The organism is Pantoea sp. DY-17, from assembly GCF_019795975.1.
GTDB lineage: Bacteria > Pseudomonadota > Gammaproteobacteria > Enterobacterales > Enterobacteriaceae > Pantoea > Pantoea leporis.
Genome location: NZ_JAIMIG010000001.1, coordinates 1,299,704 through 1,323,013, shown reverse-complemented (window position 1 = coordinate 1,323,013; position 23,310 = coordinate 1,299,704). Strand labels below are relative to the sequence as shown.

The following is a 23,310-nucleotide window of genomic DNA, read 5'->3' as shown; positions in this document are numbered from 1 at the left end:
TTCTGGCGGTACGTTACGGTGCCGCCAGAAAATCCTTGCGTTGTGGCGTAAAAGTATCCAATAGTACGCCCGCTTCCAGACACACGCAGCCGTGCACCATGTTCGGCGCTTTATACAGCGTATCGCCAGCGCCGACTTCTTTCGTCACGCCATCAATGGTGAATGCGAAACGTCCAGACAGCACATAGGTGAGCTGCTCATGCGGATGGTGATGCAGCGGACCGACGGCATCCTGCTCAAAGGTGACTTCCACCGCCATCATGGTGCCGCCGTGCGCCAGTATTCGGCGCGTCACACCGTTGCCTAAATCGTCCAGTTGGGTCGCGCTTTTATAGATAAACATGGTTTCTCCTTGCAGGTTGCATCGTGAATGTGTGACTTAACTCACAGTCAAAAAGGGAATTAAAGGCTGCATTTTAGCGTTCTTTGATTAAAATGAAACGGTGTTTCAATTTAATCTGAGGATGGATCATGAAAATCGCTTTGATGATGGAAAACAGCCAGGCTGCGAAGAACGCAACGGTGTTGAAAGAGCTTCAGTCTGTGGCGCAACCGCTCGGGCATCAGGTGTTTAACGTCGGTATGAGCGACGAACAGGATCACCATCTTACCTATATTCACCTCGGCATCATGGCCAACGTACTGCTTAACAGCAAAGCGGTGGACTTCGTGGTAGCCGGTTGCGGTACCGGCCAGGGCGCGCTGATGTCGCTCAACCTGCATCCCGGCGTGGTGTGTGGCTACTGCATCGATCCGGCGGATGCCTACCTGTTTGCGCAAATCAACAACGGGAATGCGCTGTCGCTGCCGTTCGCCAAAGGCTTCGGCTGGGGTGCGGAACTGAACCTGCGCTTTATCTTCGAAAAGGCCTTCACCGGTGAAAAAGGGCACGGCTATCCGCCAGAGCGCAAAGAGCCGCAGGTGCGCAATGCAGGCATTCTGAACGAAGTGAAAGCGGCGCTGCTGAAAGAGAATTACCTCGATTCACTGCGTGCTATCGATTCTGAGCTGGTTAAGACCGCAGTGAGCGGCCCGCGCCTGCAACATTGCCTGTTTGAGCATGGGCAGAATCAGGAGATCGTGCGCTTTGTCCGTGAACTGACGCAGTAATCAATATCGGTTTGAGCGAAGCCAGGGAAACCTGGCTTTGTTGTTTATGTCCTTCGTCATTTGCACTCCGGCATCAAAATGTCGGAGGAAATGTCGGAAAAAATGTCGGAGAAAACGCTAAGAGTTAGGCAGCTTCAGAGTCAGTGAAGCACTCGATTTTGTTATCCCTTCGATTCAACAGTCACGCGTATTTATCCTACTGGACCAACCGTTGCAGACGTCTCAATTGTTCATTCAAGTCACCACAGACGACGTAATGCATGTCAGTTAAGCCAGTGACGAGTACGCAGGCCGGCGCGTGTTGTTGAAAAGGGCACCTTTGCCAGAGGCGCTGGCGCGTCTGCTGAGGCAAAAGGGTTATTCGCAGCGCTGAGGCTTTTACGTTGGGCCAGGAGCCTCGCGCATGGATGCGTGAGGCAGTTCGGGGCCGGCTAGGACGGCCGATCCGCGAACGGTCCGTCGGCACAACGTGGAAGCCGAAGGCACCGCGCTAGCGGCGCGAGGACGGCCCGTGACGCAGCAGATGTGTCAGAGCCCGCTACCTATTCAAAGCAAAATGTCCTTATCAGTAAGGATTACGCCATCAATGGCGACCCTACGCCAAAACCCCGTTATCCTGCCGACTCGCATCCACCAGCATCTGCGTATACGCCACCTGCGCGCGGTTGTGCACCAGCGCATCGACATCCAGCGTCTCCAGCACTTTGCCGTGTTGCATCACCGCCACGCGATGGCACAGATGCGCCACCACGCCGAGATCGTGTGTCACCATCAAATAGGTCAGCTTCTCCTGCTGCTGCAAATCGCTGAGTAGATTGAGGATCTCCGCTTGCACCGAGACATCCAGCGCCGAGGTCGGTTCATCCAGCAGCAGCACGCGCGGTTCGAGGATCAGCGCGCGGGCGATGGCTACACGCTGGCGCTGACCACCGGACAGCTGATGCGGATAGCGGGTTTGCCACGCACGATTGAGTCCAACCTTCTCCAGCATGGCGATGACGCGCTGCTGGCGCTGGCCGATGCCGTGAATCTGCAGCGGCTCTTCAAGAATATCGCCGATGGTGTGGCGCGGATGCAGCGAACCGTACGGATCCTGAAACACCATCTGCACGCTGCGGCAGCGCTCGCGCGCGATACGATGCTCCAGCGGCACGCCATCAATCGCCAGCTCACCGTGCCAATGGGTGAACAGCCCGGCGAGGCACTTCAGCACCGTGGTTTTGCCCGATCCGGATTCGCCAACCAGGCCAAAAATTTCACCCTGGCGAATCGACAAATTGACGTCGAACAGCACCTGATTACGCCGTTCCTCCTCACCAAAACTGAGGTTGAGATTACTTACGCGGATCATCTCGTTCATCATTGCTCCTTAGGGTTGCAGCCAGCTGGCCTGACGTTGCAGCACCGGCAGACGGGCGCGACGCTGGTCCATATCCGGCAGCGCGGCAAGTAAGCCTTGCGTATAGGGATGCGGCGCCTGATCGAGCTGGCTGGCAGCCAGCGATTCCACCACGCGCCCGGCATACATCACCAGCACGCGATCACAGAAACGCCGCACCAGATTGATGTCGTGACTGATAAAAATCAGCCCCAGACCGCGCTGTTTCACCAAATCATCCAGCAGCGCCAGCACCTGCAAACGCACCGAAACGTCCAGCGCCGAAGTGGGTTCGTCGGCAATCAGCAACTCGGGATCGGTAATCAGCATCATGGCGATCATCACGCGCTGGCCCTGACCGCCGGAAATTTCGTGCGGATAACATTGATAGATGCGGCCCGGATCGCGCACCTGCACTACTTCGAGCATCTCCATTGCCCGCTGCCGCGCAACCTCGCGCTGGCCGGGATGATGACTGCGCCAGGCTTCAGCAATCTGCTCACCCACGCGCACCACTGGATTCAGCGAGTATTTCGGATCCTGCATAATCATGGAGATGCGCTTGCCGCGAATGGCGCGCATCTGCGCCGGCGTGGCACGCAGCAGGTCCACGTCATCAAACTGCATGCGCTGTGCCGTGACCTGCGCGCTGCGTGGATGCAGCTGTAACAGCGCGCGGCCAACGGTGGATTTGCCGGAACCGGATTCGCCAACAATCGCCAGTTTCTCCTTGCCCAACTGGAAGGAGATGCCGCGCACGGCGGGCGTCACCAGGCGGCCATTGACGAAATTGACCTGTAAATCCTGCACGTCGAGCAACGGTGCAGCGCTATTCGCTACGGGGATCGAGGATGTCACGTAAGCCATCTCCTAAGAAGTTGAACGCTAAGCTGTTGATCAGAATCGCCAGACCTGGCACCGTCACCACCCACCAACACTCCAGCATATATGTGCGGCCGCTGGCGATCATCGCGCCCCATTCCGGATCCGGCGGCTGCGCGCCCAAACCGAGGAAGCCGAGTCCGGCAGCGGTGAGAATGATGCCCGCCATATTCATGGTGATACGGATGATTACCGACGGCAGGCACAGCGGCACAATGTGTTTCCACAAAATGCGCAGTGAAGAGGCGCCCTGTAAGCGCACCGCCGAGACAAAATCGGCCTGACGCAGCGACAGCGCTTCGGCGCGCGCCAGTCGGGCAATCGGCGGCCAGGCGGTGAGGGTAATGGCGATCACCACATGTTCCAGCCCCGGACCGAGCGCGGCGACAAACGCCAGCGCCAGCACCAGGCTAGGAAAGGAGATAAAGATGTCGGTGACGCGCATCAACACGCTATCGACTTTACCGCCGAAGTAACCGGCGGTGACGCCGAGCAGCAAGCCCAGCGGGCCAACGGTGATCGACACCAGCAGCACGATATACAGCGTGATGCGCGCGCCCCACACCAGACGGCTGAAGATGTCGCGGCCAAACTCATCGGTGCCAAACCAGTGCTGCGCGTTGGGCGGCGTCAGCGCATTGTTGAGGTCCTGAATCAGCGGATGGTAGGGCGCGATCCACGGTGCGAACAGTGCCACCACCAGCAGCAGCAAAATGAGGCCGCCGCCAATCGCGGTTAGCGGGTTGCGCGCCATTTGCCAGAGAAAATGGCCGATGCGCGCGCCGGTGCGGCGACAGCGCGCCAGCCGTTCGCGCGTCTGGCTGGCTAACGGCGTATCGAGAGAAATCGTCATACTTTGGTCCTCGGATCGAACACCTGATAGAGCAGGTCAGAGAGAAGATTGAGCAGCACGAAAATCAGGCCGACCACCAGCACGCAGCCCATCACCGCATTCATATCGCCGAGCATCAAACTGCCGGTGAGATAGGACCCAAAACCGGGCCATGAGAACACGGTTTCAATCAGCACCGCGCCTTCCAGCAGCGAGCCGTACGCCAGCGCCACCACCGTGAGCAGCTGCACCAGAATATTGCGGAACGCGTGCTGCCAAATCACCTGCCATTCGCTGAGTCCTTTCACCCGCGCCGTCAAAATGAACTCCTGCGACAGTTGCGCCAGCATAAAGCTGCGCGTCATGCGGCTGATGTAAGCCAGCGAGTGAAAACCGAGCAGGGACGCAGGCAGAATCAGATGATTGAGCGCATTGCTAAACACCGTGAAGTCGCCCACCAGCAAGGCATCGATCAGCAGAAAACCGGTGCGACGCGGCACAATGCCATCGAGACTGAAATCAACACGGCCCGCGCCGCCGACCCAGCCGAGATGGGCATAAAACAGCAGCAGACCCACCATGCCCACCCAGAAGATCGGCGTGGAGTAACCCGCCAGGCTGATGATGCGCACCAGATAGTCAATCACGCTGTTGCGGCGTGCGGCGGCCCACACGCCCAGCGGGACGCCGAGGCCGGTACCAATCACAATCGCCAGCGTCGCCAGTTCCACCGTGGCCGGGAAGACGCGCAGGATATCGTTGATCACCGGCTGCCCGGTCAGTAGCGCCAGCCCAAGGTTGCCGTGCAGCAGGCCTTGCAGATAGATACCAAACTGCACCCACAGCGGTTTATCGAAGCCGAGTTGGTGATAAACCTGCTGATAGGTGTTGTGATCGGCATCCGGCCCGACAATCGCTAGCACCGGATCGAGCGGCATCACACGACCAATAAAGAAGGTCAGCAACAGCAGGCCAAAAAGCGTGATCGCCACCTGAACGGTGCGGCTACGCAGGCGCCGCCAGTGGCTTTTTATCAGCTTCATTGCGCACCTCCCGCCAGGCTGTCTGGCGTTTTCCATACGTCACGCAGGAAAGTGGTGGCCGATGGATGCGGCATGTAATCCTGCACCCGATTGTTCACCACCACCGAATCGGTCATTTGCGAGATCGGCATTAGCGCCGGAATCAGCTGGTCGTAGCGCTGCTGGATAGCGAAGTAATCCTGCTGCTGCTGTTTTACATCGCGCTCCAGCAGCGCTTTATCGATCATGCTGTTCAGCTGCGCGTCATAAAAACCGGTGCGCCAGCCCTGAAAATTGGTGAGGCGCGCGCTGTCGGCGTTGTTGGGGTTGTACACCAGCGCGCGCAGGCTGGAGTGCGGATGCGGCTCCACGCCGCTGCCGCCGCGCCCGACCAGCAGATTGAACTGGCGATCGCGCATCGCACCGTAGATCTGGTTACCGGTGCCGGTGATGATTTTGGCGCGAATGCCGCCCTGCATCAGCGTGGACTGAATCGCGATGGCGACATTGAGGAACGGCTGATCGGCCAGCACGCGCAGCGTGGTATCAAACCCGTTGGGATAACCGGCGGCGGCCAGCAAGGCTTTGGCGCGCGGCACATCCAGCTTGTAGCCAGGATCGGGCAGCGTTGCCGGCATGCCGGCTTGAATTGGCCGCTGATGCAGCGTGCCGTAACCGGCCATCAGCGTTTTGTTAATCCCCTGATAATCCACCAGATAACGCAGCGCTTCGCGTACCTGCGGATGGGCGAAGTGATCGTCCTTCATGCTCATCGCCAGGTAATAAATCGTGCCTTTTTGTACCGCGTCGATGGTGAGATCGGGATCGTGGCGCAGCGCTTTTACATCGGGGATCGCCATGTTGCTGGCAACATCGAGATCGCCTTTCTCCATCATCAGACGCAAGGTTTGCGACTCCTGCAGATGACGGAACACCACACGCGTCAGCTTCGGCGCACCGCGCCAGTAGTGGGCATCGCGGCTGATGCGCAGCACATCTTTGGCCTGCCACACATCCAGGCGGAACGGTCCGGAACCCGCTTCGTGGGTGGTGAGCCAGCGATTGCCCCAGTCGTTATTCACCGCCTGCGCCTGCACGGTTTTGCTGTCGAGTACCACCATGCTGCCGAGCGCCGCCAGCGAATAGAGCACCAGCTTGGGATCGTTAGGCTTGGGCAGGCGAATCACTAACGTGTGCGCATCCGGCGCGCTGATCATCTGATCCACGTTCTCTTTGCTGAAACCGTAAGATTTCCATACCGAGGCCTGTGCCAGATTCAGGTGCAGCACGCGACGCATCGACCAGATTACATCGGCGCTGCTCAACGGATTGCCGGAATGGAAGGTGACATTGTCACGCAGATGAAAGGTGAGTTGACGATTGTCGGGGCTGATCTCCCAGCGCTCCGCCAGCGCCGGGCGCACGTTGGTGAGCTGTTGCGGATCTAACTCGACTAAACCGTCATAGAGATTGACGACAATGCCGACCACTTCGTTGCCGGTCATGGCGGCGGGATCGAGCGTGAGCAGGTTATTCATGTTCATGCCCACAATCAGCTGGTCGTCTGGCGTGGCCGCCAGCAACGATGGGCTACAGGTGAGCAGCAGCAGCGCGGCGCACCACGCTCTGCAGGGGTTCATCAGGTTCATAAGCAAAGTCCAGCAGGTCAGAGGTTTATCGTTTTTATGCCGTACTGCTTGTGTTGGGCGCTTACCAGCGATTTAGCGTGTGTGTCTCAATCCACGCGAAATTGATGTCCTCCCCAAGTCCGGGACGCGTTGGCAGATGGACAAAACCCTCTGCGTCCATGGGATCGACCAGCGCGTTGAGATAGGCCGGCGGCTGTTCGTAATCGAGGAACGGATGCAGCAGACCGCGTTCGTACCAGCGGCAGTTGCGGATAGCGCCGACCACCGCGATGCTGGCGGCACCGTTACCGTGTACTTCGCAATCCATACCAAAGGCTTCGGCCAGGCTGGCGACCTTCATGGTGGCGGAGATGCCGCCGACGCCGTTAGCGCCAGCGCGTAGAATGTCGCAGGCACCAGCGCGCACCCAATCGGCGCGGCTGTGGTGTTTGCCGCCGAGACTTTCCGGGCCGAGCACGTCAATGCTGAGGTTTTCCGCCAGCCACGCGTATGACGCCATGCTTTCCTCTTCCATCGGCTCTTCGAACCAGGCGAAATTGAGTTTTTCCAGCGCTTTGCCGATGGTGAGCGCCTCGCTGCGGCTGTACCAGTGATAGCCGTCGAGCATCAGGGCGATGTCCGGGCCGACCGCCTCGCGCACCGCGGCGCAGGCTTTGATGTCCATTTGGGTGCTGGGCGCGAACGAAACCGGCGGCATCCAGGTGTGCAGTTTGATGGCCTGATAACCGCGCGCGACCAGTTTTTCGGCAAACTGCGCGTATTCATCGGGCGTGGATAAACCGCCTTCCAGCTCATCGCCGCACATGGTGCTGCCGTAAGCGGGAATTTTCTCGCGATAACCGCCAAGCAGTTTGTGGACCGGTTGTTTGAGCTTGCGACCAATCAAATCCCACAGCGCCTGTTCCACCGCCGATAACGCACGTTCGGTGAGCTGATGGGCGCTACCGCGCTGCCAGTGCACCAGATCCTGCCACAGACGCTCGCGATCAAAGGCATTTTGCCCAATCAGCACTTTGCGGAAGAAGGCGTTCACCACATGCGGCCGAATCACTTCGGCGGGGGCAAACGCGTAGCCGCAATCGCCATCTTCGCTGGCGATCGTTAGCAGCGCCATTTGGGCATCGGTCTCTGCGCCGGGATGCGAATGTCCGGCGCTGTCAGAGACGCGTCGCGTGGGGTAGCTAAACAGGGTGACATCAATGGCACTGATCTTCACGGTAACTCCTCCTTCAACTCAGTGGCTTGCCCAAATCAGGCATTAACATAAAAAATAAAACATCGTTTCATTTTGTAATTTAGCGTTCACATTTTGTTTACGCATTAGCCAAAGCGCGGGATAGCGCGGCGATTAATTGGGCATTTGCCCGGTAAGCTGTGAGGTTTTTCACGAATGAAGGGCATTTTGTGAGCGATTGCACAGTGGGAAAAAGCGCGGGGAATGTAAAAAAATGTGTATCCAGGGCTTTTCATTTCCTGTCTGCCAGGTAATAGTGACGCCGCGAAATTTAAATAATAATCATTATCATTCTAGGTGTATTAAATGAAATCATGGCTGATAGCACTGGGATTACTGGCGGTGACGGGTCACGTTGCGGCGAAAACCATTACCGATGTGGCTGGACGACAGGTCGAGGTCAAGGAGGAGTCTAAACGCATCATTCTCGGCGAAGGGCGTCAGATGTATTTGCTGGCGGCGTTTGACACCGCTGCGCCGTTCCAGCGCGTGGTGGGCTGGCGTGACGATTTCCATAAAGCCGACTACGACGGCTATATGGCGTATGAAAAGAAATATCCGCAGATCAAAAAGCTGCCGACCTTTGGTGGCGCGAAAGATGGCACCTTTAACGTCGAACAGGCGCTGACGCTGAAGCCCGATTTGGTGCTGATGAACCTCGAATCCAAAGCCGCGACCGACGAAGGCAAGCTGATCGAGAAGTTACAAGCGGTGGGCGTGCCGGTGGTGTTTATCGACTTCCGCGAGAAGCCGATGGAGCATGCTGAGCAAAGCATCCGCATCATGGGCGAGTTGGTGAACAATCCGCAGCGCGCCGAAGAGATTGTGGCGTTCCGCCGTGCGCAAATCGAAAAGGTGACCGATCGCCTGAAAAACTTTAACGGCACGCGCCCGAAAGTGATGATTGATCGTGCTGGCGGCTACAGCGACGAGTGCTGCATGTCGTTTGGTAACGAGAACTTTGGTCAGATGGTAGAACTGGCGGGCGGCAGCAACATCGCCAAAGGGTTGATTCCAGGCACGTTCGGCACACTCAATCCCGAGCAGATCATCGCCAGCCGTCCCGATGTGGTGGTGGTGACAGGCGCGAACTGGAAAAACTACAACACCGTGGGTAAATGGGTTGGCGTGGGACCTGGCGCGGATGTGAAAGAAGCGACGGCGCGTTTACGCCTGCTAATGATGCGTGATGCCTTCAAAACACTGCCGGTGGCGCACAACGGTAACGCGCATGCCATCTGGCATCAGTTCTACGACAGCCCGTATCAGTTTGTCGCGATTCAGGCGCTGGCGGAGTGGCTACATCCTGAACTGTTTGCCGATCTCGATCCGGACGCCACGTTCCGTGAGTTCCACGAAAAGTTTCTGCCTTTGCCGTATCAACCGGGTTATTGGGTAAGCCTGCCGGCAGATAAGTCTTAAGTTAGAGTGTGTTAGATAAGTGTTAAACGTTACTGTTTATCTTTACTAATATTTCACAGGTGGCTGCACGTTGTTTTATAAAAGCGAAACGCGTGCACCATCTGACAATAATACGGTAAGGGAGAGAGTAATGTTTCATACCTCAGGAAGATCGGTGTTCGGTGTGACGTTGTATACGCTGCTGGAACCGTTGCCGCTGGGCTTTTTTGTCGCCGCCTGGTTTTTCGATATCCTCTATTTGCAAACCTTCGTCATCATGTGGACCAAATCCGCCAGTTGGCTGATCGCTATCGGTCTGGTGCTGGCCATCCTGCCACGTTTAATCAGTTTGGTTTATTTATTCCGCGGCGCGCGGCCGAACGAGAAAACCCATTTCTGGCTGTCGCTGCTGGCGATCGTGCTGGCGGTGGTGAATGCCTTTATTCACAGTCGCGATGCTTACGCGGTGGTGCCACTGGGCATCACGCTGTCGACGCTGGTGGTGGCGCTGCTGCTGATCGCTAACGTGCAGCTGGTGTTGCGCGAACGTCGCACGCAAGGAGGTCGCGTATGAAACACTTACTCAGTGCGGTAGCCATCGCGATGCTGCTCAGCGCCTGTGACGACGGGGCGCTGATCGATCCTCAAAAGCAAATCGGTGCGAATCCTGAACTGCCGCAGGCGCAGAACTTCTTTATGCCGCCGATGCAGGTGCCGGAAGGCACGCCGTGGAAAGCAGGTGAAATGCCGAAAGTGGCGGATGGGTTAAAGATCGAAAAGATCGCCGACAATCTGCAGCATCCGCGTCAGGTGCTGGTGCTGCCGAACAATGATGTGCTGGTGGCGGAATCCAATGGCACACCGAAACCGACCACCGCACCGAAGCAGCTGATTATGGGCATTGTGCAGAAAGCGTCTGGCAAGGGCGGCGAGGGCGGTAATCGCATTACCTTGCTGCGTAATGTTAACGGCAAATGGGAGCAACATCGCTTTATCGACAACCTGACGGCGCCGTTTGGTATGCAGCTGGTGGGCAACACGCTGTATGTGGCGAACGCCGATAGCCTGGTGAAATTCCCGTATGAAACCGGGCAAACCGAGATCCGCACCCCGCCGGTGGAAGTGACCGAGCTGCCGGGCGGGCCGATTAATCATCACTGGACCAAATCGCTGCTCGCCAGCCCCGACGGCAGCAAGCTGTACGTTGGCGTAGGTTCGAACAGTAACGTGACGGAAAACGGCATTGGCGAGGAGTATCGCCGTGCGGCGGTGCTGGAAGTGGATGCGGCCAGCGGTGCCAGCCGGATTTATGCCAGCGGCCTGCGCAATCCCACCGGATTGCAGTGGGAGCCGCAGAGCGGCAAGCTGTGGGCGATTGTGAATGAACGCGACGAGATCGGTTCTGATTTAGTGCCGGATTACATGACGTCGGTGCAGGACAAAGGCTTTTACGGCTGGCCGTACAGCTATTATGGCCAGCACGTAGATGAGCGCGCGCAGCCGCAGAGGCCGGATCTGGTAGAGAAGGCGATTAAACCGGATTACGCCCTGAGTTCGCACGTCGCACCGCTCGGTCTGTTGTTCTACGGCGCGGATAATATGCCGCAGTATCGCGGCGGGGCGTTTATCAGCGAACACGGCAGCTGGAACCGCACGCCGCTCAACGGCTATCAGGTGGTGTGGGTGAAATTCGAGAATGGGAAACCGGTGGGACAACCACAGCCGGTGGTGACTGGTTTCCTCACCGACGATCAGAAGCAGGTGCGCGGCTTGCCGGTTGGTTTAGCCACCGATCGGCAGGGCGGCGTATTAATTGCCGATGATGCGGGAAATACCATTTGGCGTATCAGTTCCGCCAGATAATTAATCGCAGGTAATAAAAAAGGATTTGGCATTAAGCCAAATCCTTTTTTTTATGTTCGCTAAACGGCTGGTAACCGCGCCGCGAACGGGGTGCTCAGCACTCCTCACAACAGCGATAATAAAATGTGCGGCGAGATATTTCAAGTTTTGCCATAATACTGTATGGTTATACAGGTGTTGAGTGACGAGCTAAGCCTCATTGTTTTTCTGATGACTCCAGGGGCGCGGATAGTTAAATCCCGGCAGGTTTCAGGTGGTGCTGGCCTGTGGCTTTTACAATGAGAGCCGCTCAGCACTCCTCACAATTGTGCTTAGGCGGTCGGCGGGTGGAGTCAAAGCCCCGACAGCTGAAAGGCGCGCTCCTCTCAGAGGAGAAGGAAAGTGATGGAACTTGTTCGATTGCTGCTGGACATCGTCCGCATCATTCTTCAAATCATCGTTGCCCTATTGCAACTGACCGGTCAGGCACACTGACTGGAACTTGAGACAAGGCGGAGCTCACCCCTCCGCCTTTTTTCGCGTGGATCAAAATCCGCTGCGCTAAAAACGCGACTATCCTCATCTCATTCTGTAATGCGAGGAAGTGCATCATGGCAATCACGTTCGGGCCGATTACCGCGCCGATGACGTTCAGCGACGTTGAACCGGTTTTTCTCACCGATGATACGCTTGTGCAGCGCAAGAACGCGCTGCTGGCGGGCATGCAGCGCGAGGGTTTTGACTGGCTGGTGATCTATGCCGACAAGGAACACGGCGGCAATTTCGAATATCTGAGCGGATTTATCCCGCGTTTCGAAGAGGGATTGCTGCTGCTGAATCACTCCGGAGCTTGCACGCTGGTGCTGGGCAACGAAAACCTGAAAATGGCGCGCTTTTCACGCACAGCGGCCGCGCTGCTGCACACGCCGTACTTCTCGCTTCCCAATCAGCCCATGGACAATGAAGTGCCGCTGGAAAGCCTCTTCAAAGATGCTGGCTTAGCGAACGGCCATAAAGTCGGGCTGGTGGGCTGGAAGATGTTTACGCCCGCCGCCGGCAATGGGCGTGCGATGTTTGATCTGCCGTACTTTATTGTCGATGCCATTCAGCGCACGCTAAACGATGACGCCATGTTAGAAAATGCCATCCACTTGTTTATTGGCGATAATGGCGCGCGCACCACCTGCAATGCCAATGAAATCGCCCATTACGAATATGGCGCAAACCTCGCGTCAAAGTGCATGCTGGACGCGCTGAATGCCATCGAGGTGGGCGTGCGTGAAACAGAATTGGGCGCGTTACTGCACGCCGAAGGGCAATGCAACACGGTGGTGACTATCGCCGCCACCGGCAACCGTTTCGACAAAGCGAACCTCTATCCCACCGACAAAAAAGTGCAGCGCGGCGATCCGCTCTCGCTAACCACCGCCTTCAAAGGCGGACTCTCCAGCCGCAGCGGCTTCGTCATTGCCGATCAAAGCGAGCTGCCGCCAGGCCAGCAAGATTATTTGGAGCGCATCGCCAAACCTTATTTCTCAGCCGTGGTGGCCTGGCTGGAAAACATTCGCTGCGGCATGAGCGGTGGTGCGCTGTACCAGCTTATCGAGCAGGTTTTGCCGAAAGCCCGTTTTGGCTGGCATCTTAATCCGGGACATCTGGTGGCGGACGAAGAGTGGATGTCGTCGCCGGTTTATCATCAGTCCACCGAATTGCTCAAGAGCGGCATGATGCTGCAAATTGACATCATCCCGTCAGTGCCGGGCTACAGCGGTGCCAGCGCCGAAGAGTGCGTGGTGCTGGCCGATGCGGCGCTGCAAAGCGACATCCGTACTGATTATCCGGCGCTGTGGCAGCGCATCGAAACCCGCCGCCGTTATCTGCGGGAAACCATCGGCATTCAGCTCAGCGATGAAATTTTGCCGCTGTCGAATAGCGTGGCGTATCTAAGGCCGTTCTTTTTGGCAAAGGATCAGGCGTTAAGCGTGGTGAGTTGATGTCGTGAGGTCGCCCTGAATGGCGTAATGCCGCTCAGTCAAGCGCCGTACCGAATCAGCGCACCTTCCGTAGCGGCGCGATTTAGCACGCAATGAATTGCGCCGCTTCAATGTGTGCTCTCGGTAATTAGCCTTACAAGGTAAGTCGTTAACGCACATTAGTTTGGCGGATTATGGGTGGCGTACAGCGGCCATGACTCAAACAGATAACCATCGAAATCGATATCATCAACGTCTGAGAACTCCAGCAGCCGTTGTTTCACGTTTTCCAGATGTTGCCACATCGCCAGCTTGGCGGCGCGCGCGTCTTTTTTGATCAGCGTCGCGAGGATTTTTTTGTGATCGTCGAGCCACTGTTTGCGGTAATCGTTGTTGACCAGATGGCGATGCAGTTGGCTCCACATCACGTTATCTTCGCGCCACTGCCAGGATTGCTTAAACAGCTCAACCAGCATGCTGTTATGGGTGGCTTCGGCAATCGCCAGATGGAAATTGCGATCGCCGTTTTCACTTTGGTTGACCGCACCCGACGCCAGCTCTTTCTCTTCCAGCTCCAGCGCCTGGCGCATCTTCATGATGTCTTCACGCGTCGCCTGCAGCGCGGCGAACTCGGCAATATTGCTCTCCAGCAGCTGACGCGCCTGCAACATCTCGAACGGTCCGGCATCGTTGCTGGCTTTGTGTAGCGAAACAGGTTGCTGCGGCGAATCGTGAATCACATAGATGCCCGCACCACGCCGCACCTCAATTAATCCTTCCAGCTCCAGCATAATCAGCGCTTCACGCACCAGCGTACGCGTCACATTCAATAGCGCGGCGAGTTCGCGCTCCGGCGGCAGCCGTTCGCCCACCGCATACTGCTTCTGCGTGATCATCTGGCGGAGCATTTCCCCGACTTCCTGATAAGGGCGCTGTGCTGAAGTTTGAGTTTTCATCGTGCTCTTTTCTGTGTGTTAAAGGATTCACAATCTCTGATACAGCCTCACTCAGAGACGCGCACTATAGCATAGCGAATAAGAATCGGCCTGGTCACGGCGTGCAGTGACCAGGCCACCATCACTGGGCTTTCAGCGCGAAATAGCGTTCGGCATTGTTAAAGCAGATGTCGCGCAGCATGTTGCCGAGCCTCGGCTCATCGTGCGGCACAATGCCGTCTTTTACCCACTGCGCCAGCAGATTGCACAGAATACGGCGGAAGTATTCGTGGCGCGTGTAGGAGAGGAAGCTGCGTGAATCGGTCAGCATACCGACAAACTGGCTGAGCAAGCCGATTTGCGACAGTTGCTCCAGTTGACGCAGCATGCCGTCGCGCTGATCGTTGAACCACCAGCCAGAACCGAACTGCACCTTGCCGGCAACGCCCGCGCCCTGGAAGTTGCCCGCCATAGTAGCCAGCACTTCGTTATCGCGCGGATTGAGGCAATAGAGAATGGTTTTCGGCAGCTGATCGTTGAGGTCCATCGCATCCAGCAGGCGCGCCAGCGGCCAGGCAATATTGTTATCGCCAATCGAATCAAACCCGCTGTCTGGCCCGAGCTGGCGGAACATGCGCGTGCTGTTGTTACGGATCGCGCCGATGTGCAGCTGCATTACCCAGCCGCGTCGCGCATATTCGCTGCCAAGCCACACCAACACTGCGCTGCTGAACTGGGCGATTTCCAATTCATCCAGCGCATCGCCACGGCGACGTTTCGCCAAAATCGTATCGAGCACGCGGTCGTCCGGCACCGGCGCAAAGCGCAGGGTTTCAATACCGTGGTCTGAGGCGCGACAACCGTGGGCGGAGAAGTGGTCAAGGCGTCGTAACAGCGCGCGGCGTAGCGCCTCGAAGCTGTCGATGGCGACATCGGCGGCGGCTTCCAGACGAGCAAGATAGTCGACAAAACCCTCCAGCTCGATTTTGAAGACCTTGTCCGGACGCCAGCTCGGCGCAACGTCAATATCAAAGCTGCGGTCATCGGCGATTTGACGGTGATAGTGCAGTGAATCAACCGGATCGTCGGTGGTGCCGACCATGCGCACCTTCATCTGGTGCATGATGCCGCGCGCGGAAAATTCCGGCGTCGCCAGCTGTTCCGCGCAGCGCTGCCAGATCGCAGGCGCGGTGTCCGGGCCAAACAGCGTATCGGTTATGCCAAACGGGCGCCGCAGTTCAAGGTGCGTCCAGTGATAGAGCGGGTTACCGAGGGTTTTTGGCACCGTTTGCGCCCAGGCGAGATACTTGTCGTAGTCGCTGGTGTTCTTGCCGGTAATCAACGACTCATCGACGCCCGCGGCGCGCAGTGCGCGCCATTTGTAGTGATCGCCTTCCAGCCAGATTTGGCCGAGGTTGGCGAAGCGACGATCTTCAGCAATCTCCTGCGGATTGAGGTGACAGTGATAATCGTAGATTGGCATATCCGCAGCGAAGTCGTGGTACAAGCGCCGCGCGATATCGCTCTGCAGCAGAAAATCTTCATCCATAAAGCGCATTATTGGGCTTCCTGAGCAAAATAGGCGCGGTGGATCGCCAGTTCGACGCCGCGAATTTCCGCCAATCCTTTGAGGCGACCGATCGCCGAGTAGCCGGGATTGGTTTTCTTCTTCAGGTCATCCAGCATCTGGTGGCCGTGGTCGGGACGCATTGGAATCAAATCTTCCTCCCCCGCGGCTTTACGGCGCTGTTCCTCTTCGGCAATTGCCTTGATCACCGCAAACATATCGACATCGCCACCCAAATGCGCGGCTTCGTGGAAGCTGTTGGGGTTCTCTTCCCGTTTGGTAGAGCGCAGATGCGCGAAGTAGATGCGTGGGCCGAAGCGCTTAACCATGCCGGCTAAATCATTCTCTGCCAGCACGCCGTACGAGCCGGTACACATAGTGAAACCGTTGGCTGGGCTGCTGACGGTATCGATCATCCATTGCAGATCGTCAGCGTTGGAAACGATGCGCGGTAAGCCGAGAATCGGGCGCGGCGGATCGTCCGGATGCACCGCCATGCGCACGCCCACTTCTTCAGCAACCGCGACAATGGCGCGCAGGAAGGTGGCAAAATTCTCGCGCAGTTCAGCCTTACCGATGCCCTCATAACGCGCCAGCTGGGCGCGGAATTGATCCAGCGTGTAACCTTCCTCCGCGCCTGGCAAACCGGCGATGATGTTACGCATCAGGCGGTTACGGTGCTCTTCACTCATCGTTGCAAAGCGTTCAGCGGCCTGGGCGATCTCTTGCGCGCTGTAATCCTGCTCTGCGCCTGGACGCTGCAGAATGTGCAGTTCAAACACCGCGAACTCAATCTGATCAAAGCGCAGGGCTTTTGCGCCATCCGGCAGCAGATATTCGAGATCGGTGCGCGTCCAGTCGAGGATCGGCATGAAGTTGTAGCACACGGTTTTGATGCCGCACTGCGCCAGGTTGCGCAGCGACTGCTGATAGTTGCTAATCCAGTGCTGACAGCGGCCGCTGCCGGTTTTGATCTCTTCATGAATCGGCACGCTCTCCACCACCGACCACACCAAACCGGCGGCTTCCACCAGCGCCTTGCGCTGCATGATTTCGTCGACTGACCACACTTCGCCGTTAGGTATGTGATGCAGTGCGGTGACGATGCCGGTTGCGCCCGCCTGGCGTGCATCGGCCAGAGAGACAGGATCGTTGGGGCCATACCAGCGCCAGGTCTGCTTCATGTTGTTACCTCACTCACGATTGGTTGACCAATATTCTTTATTAGCGCGTTACATCAAACAATAAACACGCGATTCCGGGTTAAAACTCTGCTCTTTACGGGGTTAAGTCAACCTGGTGAGTGATTTTGGTTAACCAGATCACATTTGCGACATCAATTTGGCGACCACTTTTCGCAACTGTGGTTCACTCCTGGCGGATGGTTAGAAATGACTCACTAAGGGAGAACCCGATGAACCGCAGTTTAAATCCAGGGATAACCGCCGCAGGCACCAAACGCACCTTGCGCAATCTGCGCTGGTGGGTGCTGGTGCTGTTCTTAGCCGGCGTGACGGTCAATTACATCACCCGTAACTCATTGGGCTTGCTGGCCCCGGAGCTTAAAACCAGCCTCAACATCACCACCGAACAATATTCCTGGATCGTCGGCGCATTTCAGCTGGCGTACACTTTCTTTCAGCCGATTTGCGGCTGGCTAATCGACGTTATTGGCCTGAAAGTCGGTTTCCTGGTCTGCGCCACCATTTGGGCGGTCGCCTGTTTGTTCCACGCTGGCGCGGCCAGTTGGGTGCATCTGGCCATCCTGCGTTTTGTCATGGGCGGCGCAGAAGCGGCGGCGACGCCGGCTAACGCCAAAGTGATCGGCGAATGGTTCCCGAAAAAAGAGCGTCCTATCGCCGCCGGTTGGGCGGGCGTGGGCTTTTCGCTCGGCGCGATGCTGGCACCACCGATTATCTACTTTGCGCACGCTTCCTTTGGCTGGCAGGGCGCGTTCCTGTTCACCGGCTGTCTGGCGCTGGGTTGGGTGGTGCTGTGGTGGCTGTTCTATCGCGATCCGGAGCAGCACCCGAATTTGCAGGCCTCGGAACTGGAATTTATTCGTCAGGACAACGAACCGTCAGCGGTGAAACTACCGTTCTTTACCGCGCTGAAAACCGTGTCGAAAAACAAACGTTTTTACGGCATCGCCATTCCCGCTTTTATGGCTGAACCCGCCTGGGGCGTGCTGAGCTTCTGGGTGCCGCTCTATCTGGCGAAAGAGCTGGGCATGGATCTGAAGCAGATTGCTATGTTCGCTTGGCTGCCGTTCCTCGCCGCCGATTTAGGCAGCGCGGCCAGCGGCTATCTGACGCGGCTCTACACCAAAATCTTTGGTTTTACCCAGGTTAACTCCGTGGTGGCGAGTTCGGTGACCGGCGCTTTCCTGATGCTGTCGCTGGCGCTGGTGGCGGTCACTAAAGATCCTTACGTAGCCATTGCGCTGATCTCGATTGGTGGTTTCGGCCATCAGATCATCTCCTGCATGCTGAGCGCGCTGGTGGTGGAGAAGTTTGATAAAGGCCAGATGGCCACCGTCAACGGCATGCGCGGCTCGTTCGCGTGGATCTCCAGCTTCCTGTTCTCACTGCTGATCGGCGTTACCGCCGACACCATTGGCTTTAATCCGCTGTTTGTCGCCATGGGCTTCTTCGACCTGATTGGCGCTGTATTCCTGATTGCTTTTATTGCTGAACGTCGCGCCCAGCGCGCATGAAAAAGTAGGTAACGATGAAAACGTTAAAAAATTGGTCATTAGCCGGTTCCGATGCGCACCACGTGGCGTTAACCGTCGACGGCAAACACACGCTGTGTCTGTATGTGCTGGAAACGGGCATGTTCCGCGTGGCGATTAAACGTCAGGGCGCGTATAGCCTTGATCGCACCTGGAGCATCGCGCCAGAAAGTGATGTGCCGTGGGAAGGGCGTCAGCGCGACAGCCTGGCCGGATTCACCTTGCCGTCGTTCACGCTGGAAGAAGAGGGCGACACGCTGGTGGTGGCCACCGATAAACTGCGGGTAATCGTCCATCAACCGCTGGCGCTGGAGTGGCAATATTGCGACAGCCACGGCGCATAGCAGCTGCTGACCTGCGACCGTCCAACCAGCGCTTATCAAATTAACGCGCACGGCGATGGCGTGGCGCACTATCAGTGCCGCATGAACGACGATCGCTATTATGGCCTGGGTGAGAAAAGCGGCGATTTGCAGCGTAACGGCCAGCGTTATGAGATGCGTAACCTTGATGCGATGGGCTACAACGCGGCCTCCACCGATCCGCTGTACAAGCATGTGCCGTTTACCATCACCCGTCGCACCGACGTTAGCTTTGGTCTCTATTACGATAACCTCAGCAGCAGCTGGTTTGACCTGGGTAATGAACTCGATAACTATCACAAACCGTATCGCCGCTGGCAGGCCGAAAGCGGTGATATCGACTATTACCTGTTTGTTGGTGACAAGGTGCTGGATGTCACCAAAGCCTTTGTGCGTCTCACCGGTAAAACGCTGTTCGGCCCAAAATGGAGCCTCGGCTACAGCGGTTCAACCATGCATTACACCGATGCGCCAGATGCACAAAATCAGCTGATGAACTTCATCCGCCTGTGCGAAGAACACGATATTCCGTGCGATTCATTCCAGCTTTCATCGGGCTACACCTCAATTAACAACAAGCGCTACGTGTTCAACTGGAACTACGACAAAGTGCCGCAGCCGGAAGTGATGAGCCAGGCATTTCACGACGCGGGCTTGCGCCTCGCCGCTAATATCAAACCGTGCCTGTTGCAGGATCATCCGCGTTATAACGAAGTGGCGGAACAAGGGCTGTTTATCCGCGACTCGGAAGAGGATGCGCCTGAGCGTTCGGTGTTCTGGGATGACGAAGGTTCACATCTCGATTTCACCCATCCGCAAGCCGTCGCCTGGTGGCAGGAAAACGTCACCAAACAGCTGCTGGAAAAGGGCATCGATTCCACCTGGAATGACAACAACGAATATGAAGTGTGGGATGGCGAAGCGCGCTGCCACGGTTTCGGTACGCCAATTGCCATCAAACACATTCGCCCGGTGATGCCGCTGCTGATGATGCGCGCCTCAATGGAAGCGCAGCAGCGTTTCGCGCCGGAAAAACGCCCGTTCCTGATTTCCCGTTCAGGCTGCGCCGGGATGCAGCGTTATGTGCAAACCTGGAGCGGCGATAACCGCACCAACTGGACCACGCTGCGTTACAACATCCGCATGGGATTGGGCATGAGCCTGTCCGGTTTGTATAACGTGGGACATGATGTCGGTGGCTTCTCCGGCGATAAGCCAGATGCAGAACTGTTTGTGCGCTGGGTACAAAACGGCGTGATGCATCCGCGTTTCACCATTCACTCGTGGAATGACGATCACACCGTCAATGAACCCTGGATGTATCCGGCGGCTACGCCTGCGATCCGCGCCGCGATTGAACTGCGTTATCGACTGCTGCCTTATCTCTATACGCTGCTGTGGCAGGCGCATGCTGACGATGAACCGATGCTGCGTCCGACTTTCCTCGATCATGAACAGGATGTGCAGACGTTCGCCGAGTGCGATGAGTTTATGCTGGGCCGCGATCTGCTGGTGGCCAGCGTGGTCGAACCCGGTCAGCGCGAGCGTCGCCTGTGGCTGCCCGATAACCAAACCGGCTGGTATGACTTTGCTACCCAGCAATGGTTCAGCGGCGGCCAATGGATCACGCTGGCGGCTCCGCTGGAAACCCAGCCGATGCTGGTACGCGCCGGAGCGGCCTTACCGCTCAGCGAGCGCCTGCGTCATGTTGATGCACAAGCTGACGATCGGCGCACCTTGCAGCTGTTCCCGCTTAAAGGCAAAGGTGTCAGCCACGGTGTGCTGTTTGAGGATGATGGCGAAAGCTGGGGTTATCAGCAGGGCAACGCGCTGTGGCTGAACTGGGAAATGCGCAGCGATGCTGAGGCGATTCACCTTAACTTCCAGCGTAAAGGCAGCTTCCAGCCAGCCTGGCAGAGGTTAAAAGTGATGCTGCCGCTGGGTGAACAGCGTCAGTTATTTATTGATGGCGTGGCGGTCGATAACGCGCAGGCAGAAGCGGTGTTAGCGGATATTGCTGCGGAGTAATCGGTCGCCCTGAATGGCGGCACTACATCGATGTTGTATTCGTAGGGTGCGCATTCATGCGCACCTGGAATAAAGCAGAGAGATCAGTCGATTAACCCTTTCGCCCGCGCCAACAGAAACGCGGTAACCGTTGTCGCGTCGCTGATCTTTCCTGCCAGAATCAGTTCAAGAAACGCATCGATTTTAATTTTCTTCGCGGTTAATCCCACCTCTTCCGCATCCAGATTTTGCCCCTGATTCGCCATTCACATTTTCTGAATTAACGTGCCATCGCCTGTTTTAGGGCGTTTAGAAAAACCGTGACGCGCGTTGGCAGATGCCGTGCGGTGGGAAACAGCGCCCAGACGCCGAGCAGCTGCGGTTGGGCATCTCGCAAGGTAATCTCAGTCAGTTCACCTGCCGCCAACTCTTGCTGCACATCCCACGCAGAGAGCTGGGCGATGCCGCTGCCCGCTACGCATAAGGTACGCACGCCTTCCACATTGCTGCCGCTAAAACGGCCCTCAACGCTGACACTGGAAATATGGTCGTCGACTATAAAACTCCATTGCGGCACGCCGGATAAGCGCAGGCAGTTATGCTGATGCAAATCGGCCAGCAGTTTTGGCGTGCCGAAGCGCGCCAGATAGTCTGGAGAAGCACAGAGCACGCGCGGATTATCCGCCAGCCGCTGCGCGACTAAGCGCGAATCCCGCAGCGGGGCGATGCGAATGGCGACATCGTAGCCCAGCCCAACAATATCGGTGACGTTATCGCTGAGCTGGAAATCGATCTTCAGTTCGGGATTCTCCGCCATCAGCGCGGGCAGCAATGGAATAATGGTGCGGCGGCCAAAACCAGAAGGTGCGGTGATGCGCAGCTGGCCGGTGGCGCCCTGTTTATTCGGCGAGAACAGATTGCGCGCGCTCTGTTCGGTTTCCATCAGGGTTTTGGCGTAGGGCAGAAACTCTTCACCTTCATCTGTTAACGCAATGGCGCGGGTGGTGCGATGCAGCAGGCGCACGCCGAGATCTTCTTCCAGCGAGGCGAGTCGGCGTGAGACCGTCATCGGCGTGGTGTTCAGTCGACGCGCAGCCTGCGTCAGGCTGCGCGTCTGGGTGACCATCAGGAACACCTCAACATCTTTTGAGTTCATTGTAACGATTTCCGTTATACAGACGTATCATCATCGGCCATTTTTGTCCCTGTGGCGACCGAATATACTGCGCTCTGTAGATAATCCGCATCCAGAGAGCAATATGAGTGATAAACATCTTTTTCAGAGCGGCACACTGAATCGGCTGGCGCTGAAGAATCGCATTATGGTGGCGCCCATGACGCGCATCTCCGCCAGCGTTGACGGCATACCAGGCGAACGTATGCAGCACTACTATCAGCGCTTCGTGCGCGGCGGCTTTAGCTCCATCATCACCGAAGGCATCTATATCGATGAAGCCTGGTCGCAAACCTATGCGTTTCAGGCGGGGCTGATTAACGCTAAACAGAGCGCCGGCTGGCACGCGATCACCGATCGGGTGCATCAGCATGGCGGCAAAATCATTGCGCAGTTGATGCATGCCGGGGCGATATCGCAGGGCAATATCTATCGACCGGACACGCTCGCGCCCTCAGCGGTGCAGCCGCGCGGGGAACAACTCGGTTTCTATCACGGTCATGGCGCCTATCCGCTGCCACGCGAAATGAATGAAGAGCAGATCCAGCAGGTGATCGACAGCTTTACGCACACTGCGGCGCGGGCAGTCGGCGAAGCGGGTTTTGATGGCATCGAAATTCATGGCGCTAACGGCTATCTGCTTGACCAGTTCTTTACCGATTACACCAATCAGCGCAGCGATCGCTGGGGCGGCGATATCGTGGCACGTTTGTCTCTGACGCTGGCGGTGATCGCCGCGGTGCGCCAGCGCGTAGGCAAGGATGTTACGCTGGGAATTCGCCTCTCACAGGGCAAAGTGAATGATTTTCATCACAAATGGCGGGAAGGCGAAGCGGGCGCGCGCCTGGTATTCGCCGCGATTGCTGAGGCCGGCGTGGATTATCTGCATCTGACTGAATATGACGCGCTGCAACCGGCGTTTGCCGATTCGCCGCTGTCACTGGTGCAAATTGCGCGTCAGGCGGCACCGAAATTGCCGATTATCGCCAATGGCGCGTTAAGTGATGCCAGCACGGCGGCGCAGGCGCTGGAGCAGGGCGCGGATTATGTGTCGATAGGCAAAAGCGCGCTGGCGAATCCCGACTGGCCGATGCGTATTCGTGATGGCGTGGCACTGCGCGAATTTGATAAAAATCTGCTGGCGCCATCGGCGGATGTGAAAAACTGCGAGTTGGTTTAACGCTGAAAGGGCGCTGATGGGTAAATGG

19 protein-coding genes and 1 pseudogene are annotated in these 23,310 nt (G+C 57.1%); 8 read left to right on the top strand and 12 right to left on the bottom strand.

Annotation, left to right across the window (positions count from 1 at the left end; genetic code table 11):
* Positions 1 to 13: 13 nt before the first annotated feature.
* On the bottom strand, positions 14 to 343 hold the full coding sequence (locus tag K5Y33_RS06260) for a cupin domain-containing protein (protein ID WP_222233496.1): 330 nt from the start codon (positions 341 to 343) through the stop codon (positions 14 to 16).
* Between the two features lie 128 nt (positions 344 to 471).
* Between K5Y33_RS06260 and K5Y33_RS06255 the strand changes: the two genes are divergently transcribed.
* Positions 472 to 1,110, top strand: a complete 639-nt coding sequence (locus K5Y33_RS06255; protein ID WP_176972279.1) for an RpiB/LacA/LacB family sugar-phosphate isomerase — start codon at positions 472 to 474, stop codon at positions 1,108 to 1,110.
* 595 nt (positions 1,111 to 1,705) lie between these two features.
* Here the strand turns inward: K5Y33_RS06255 and K5Y33_RS06250 are convergent.
* The 6 genes from K5Y33_RS06250 to K5Y33_RS06225 form a co-directional block, all read right to left on the bottom strand.
* Entirely contained in the window at positions 1,706 to 2,461 is a 756-nt protein-coding gene (locus K5Y33_RS06250) for an ABC transporter ATP-binding protein (RefSeq protein WP_036650049.1), read from the bottom strand.
* 18 nt (positions 2,462 to 2,479) lie between these two features.
* Entirely contained in the window at positions 2,480 to 3,346 is an 867-nt protein-coding gene (locus K5Y33_RS06245) for an ABC transporter ATP-binding protein (RefSeq protein WP_222233495.1), read from the bottom strand.
* A complete protein-coding gene (locus tag K5Y33_RS06240) occupies positions 3,318 to 4,223 on the bottom strand; it encodes an ABC transporter permease (protein ID WP_222233494.1) in 906 nt (301 codons plus the stop codon). Before K5Y33_RS06240 ends, K5Y33_RS06245 begins: the two co-directional genes overlap by 29 nt.
* Positions 4,220 to 5,245 (bottom strand): ABC transporter permease, encoded by a 1,026-nt coding sequence (locus tag K5Y33_RS06235; protein WP_222233493.1) that lies wholly within the window; start codon positions 5,243 to 5,245, stop codon positions 4,220 to 4,222. The genes K5Y33_RS06240 and K5Y33_RS06235 overlap by 4 nt, the downstream gene beginning before the upstream one ends.
* On the bottom strand, positions 5,242 to 6,873 hold the full coding sequence (locus K5Y33_RS06230; RefSeq protein ID WP_222233492.1) for an ABC transporter substrate-binding protein: 1,632 nt from the start codon (positions 6,871 to 6,873) through the stop codon (positions 5,242 to 5,244). Before K5Y33_RS06230 ends, K5Y33_RS06235 begins: the two co-directional genes overlap by 4 nt.
* Before the next feature lie 61 nt (positions 6,874 to 6,934).
* Positions 6,935 to 8,089: a mandelate racemase family protein gene (locus K5Y33_RS06225; protein ID WP_137385741.1), complete on the bottom strand. Its 1,155-nt coding sequence runs from the start codon at positions 8,087 to 8,089 to the stop codon at positions 6,935 to 6,937.
* 324 nt (positions 8,090 to 8,413) lie between these two features.
* Between K5Y33_RS06225 and K5Y33_RS06220 the strand changes: the two genes are divergently transcribed.
* From K5Y33_RS06220 to K5Y33_RS06205, 4 genes are all read left to right on the top strand, one after another.
* Positions 8,414 to 9,529, top strand: coding sequence for an ABC transporter substrate-binding protein (locus K5Y33_RS06220; protein ID WP_222233491.1), 1,116 nt, complete (start codon positions 8,414 to 8,416; stop codon positions 9,527 to 9,529).
* 130 nt (positions 9,530 to 9,659) lie between these two features.
* Positions 9,660 to 10,082 carry a DUF2231 domain-containing protein gene (locus K5Y33_RS06215; protein ID WP_222233490.1) on the top strand — a complete coding sequence of 141 codons (423 nt, stop codon included), beginning with the start codon at positions 9,660 to 9,662 and terminating at the stop codon, positions 10,080 to 10,082.
* A complete protein-coding gene (locus K5Y33_RS06210) occupies positions 10,079 to 11,371 on the top strand; it encodes a sorbosone dehydrogenase family protein (RefSeq protein WP_101764461.1) in 1,293 nt (430 codons plus the stop codon). The genes K5Y33_RS06215 and K5Y33_RS06210 overlap by 4 nt, the downstream gene beginning before the upstream one ends.
* A gap of 590 nt (positions 11,372 to 11,961) precedes the next feature.
* A complete protein-coding gene (locus K5Y33_RS06205) occupies positions 11,962 to 13,344 on the top strand; it encodes a Xaa-Pro peptidase family protein (RefSeq protein ID WP_222233489.1) in 1,383 nt (460 codons plus the stop codon).
* A gap of 158 nt (positions 13,345 to 13,502) precedes the next feature.
* Here K5Y33_RS06205 and uxuR read toward each other — a convergent pair whose 3' ends face one another.
* From uxuR to uxuA, 3 genes are all read right to left on the bottom strand, one after another.
* A complete protein-coding gene (gene uxuR / locus K5Y33_RS06200) occupies positions 13,503 to 14,279 on the bottom strand; it encodes a Uxu operon transcriptional regulator (RefSeq protein WP_137385745.1) in 777 nt (258 codons plus the stop codon).
* Between the two features lie 121 nt (positions 14,280 to 14,400).
* Complete coding sequence (uxaC, locus tag K5Y33_RS06195; protein ID WP_222233861.1) at positions 14,401 to 15,819, bottom strand: glucuronate isomerase; 1,419 nt, start codon at positions 15,817 to 15,819, stop codon at positions 14,401 to 14,403.
* Positions 15,816 to 17,009, bottom strand: coding sequence for a mannonate dehydratase (uxuA, locus tag K5Y33_RS06190; protein WP_222233488.1), 1,194 nt, complete (start codon positions 17,007 to 17,009; stop codon positions 15,816 to 15,818). Before uxuA ends, uxaC begins: the two co-directional genes overlap by 4 nt.
* 230 nt (positions 17,010 to 17,239) lie before the next feature.
* Between uxuA and K5Y33_RS06185 the strand changes: the two genes are divergently transcribed.
* Together K5Y33_RS06185 and K5Y33_RS06180 are read left to right on the top strand one after the other, a co-directional pair.
* Entirely contained in the window at positions 17,240 to 18,541 is a 1,302-nt protein-coding gene (locus K5Y33_RS06185; protein ID WP_222233487.1) for an MFS transporter, read from the top strand.
* A 14-nt stretch (positions 18,542 to 18,555) separates the two neighbouring features.
* A pseudogene (locus tag K5Y33_RS06180) lies at positions 18,556 to 20,949 on the top strand (TIM-barrel domain-containing protein).
* Positions 20,950 to 21,032: 83 nt separating this feature from the next.
* Here K5Y33_RS06180 and K5Y33_RS06175 read toward each other — a convergent pair.
* A complete protein-coding gene (locus tag K5Y33_RS06175; protein ID WP_225608150.1) occupies positions 21,033 to 21,194 on the bottom strand; it encodes a hypothetical protein in 162 nt (53 codons plus the stop codon).
* A 14-nt stretch (positions 21,195 to 21,208) separates the two neighbouring features.
* Positions 21,209 to 22,084 carry a LysR family transcriptional regulator gene (locus tag K5Y33_RS06170; RefSeq protein ID WP_222233486.1) on the bottom strand — a complete coding sequence of 292 codons (876 nt, stop codon included), beginning with the start codon at positions 22,082 to 22,084 and terminating at the stop codon, positions 21,209 to 21,211.
* Positions 22,085 to 22,187: 103 nt separating this feature from the next.
* Between K5Y33_RS06170 and K5Y33_RS06165 the strand changes: the two genes are divergently transcribed.
* Positions 22,188 to 23,282, top strand: coding sequence for a tRNA-dihydrouridine synthase (locus K5Y33_RS06165; RefSeq protein WP_222233485.1), 1,095 nt, complete (start codon positions 22,188 to 22,190; stop codon positions 23,280 to 23,282).
* Positions 23,283 to 23,310 lie beyond the last annotated feature (28 nt).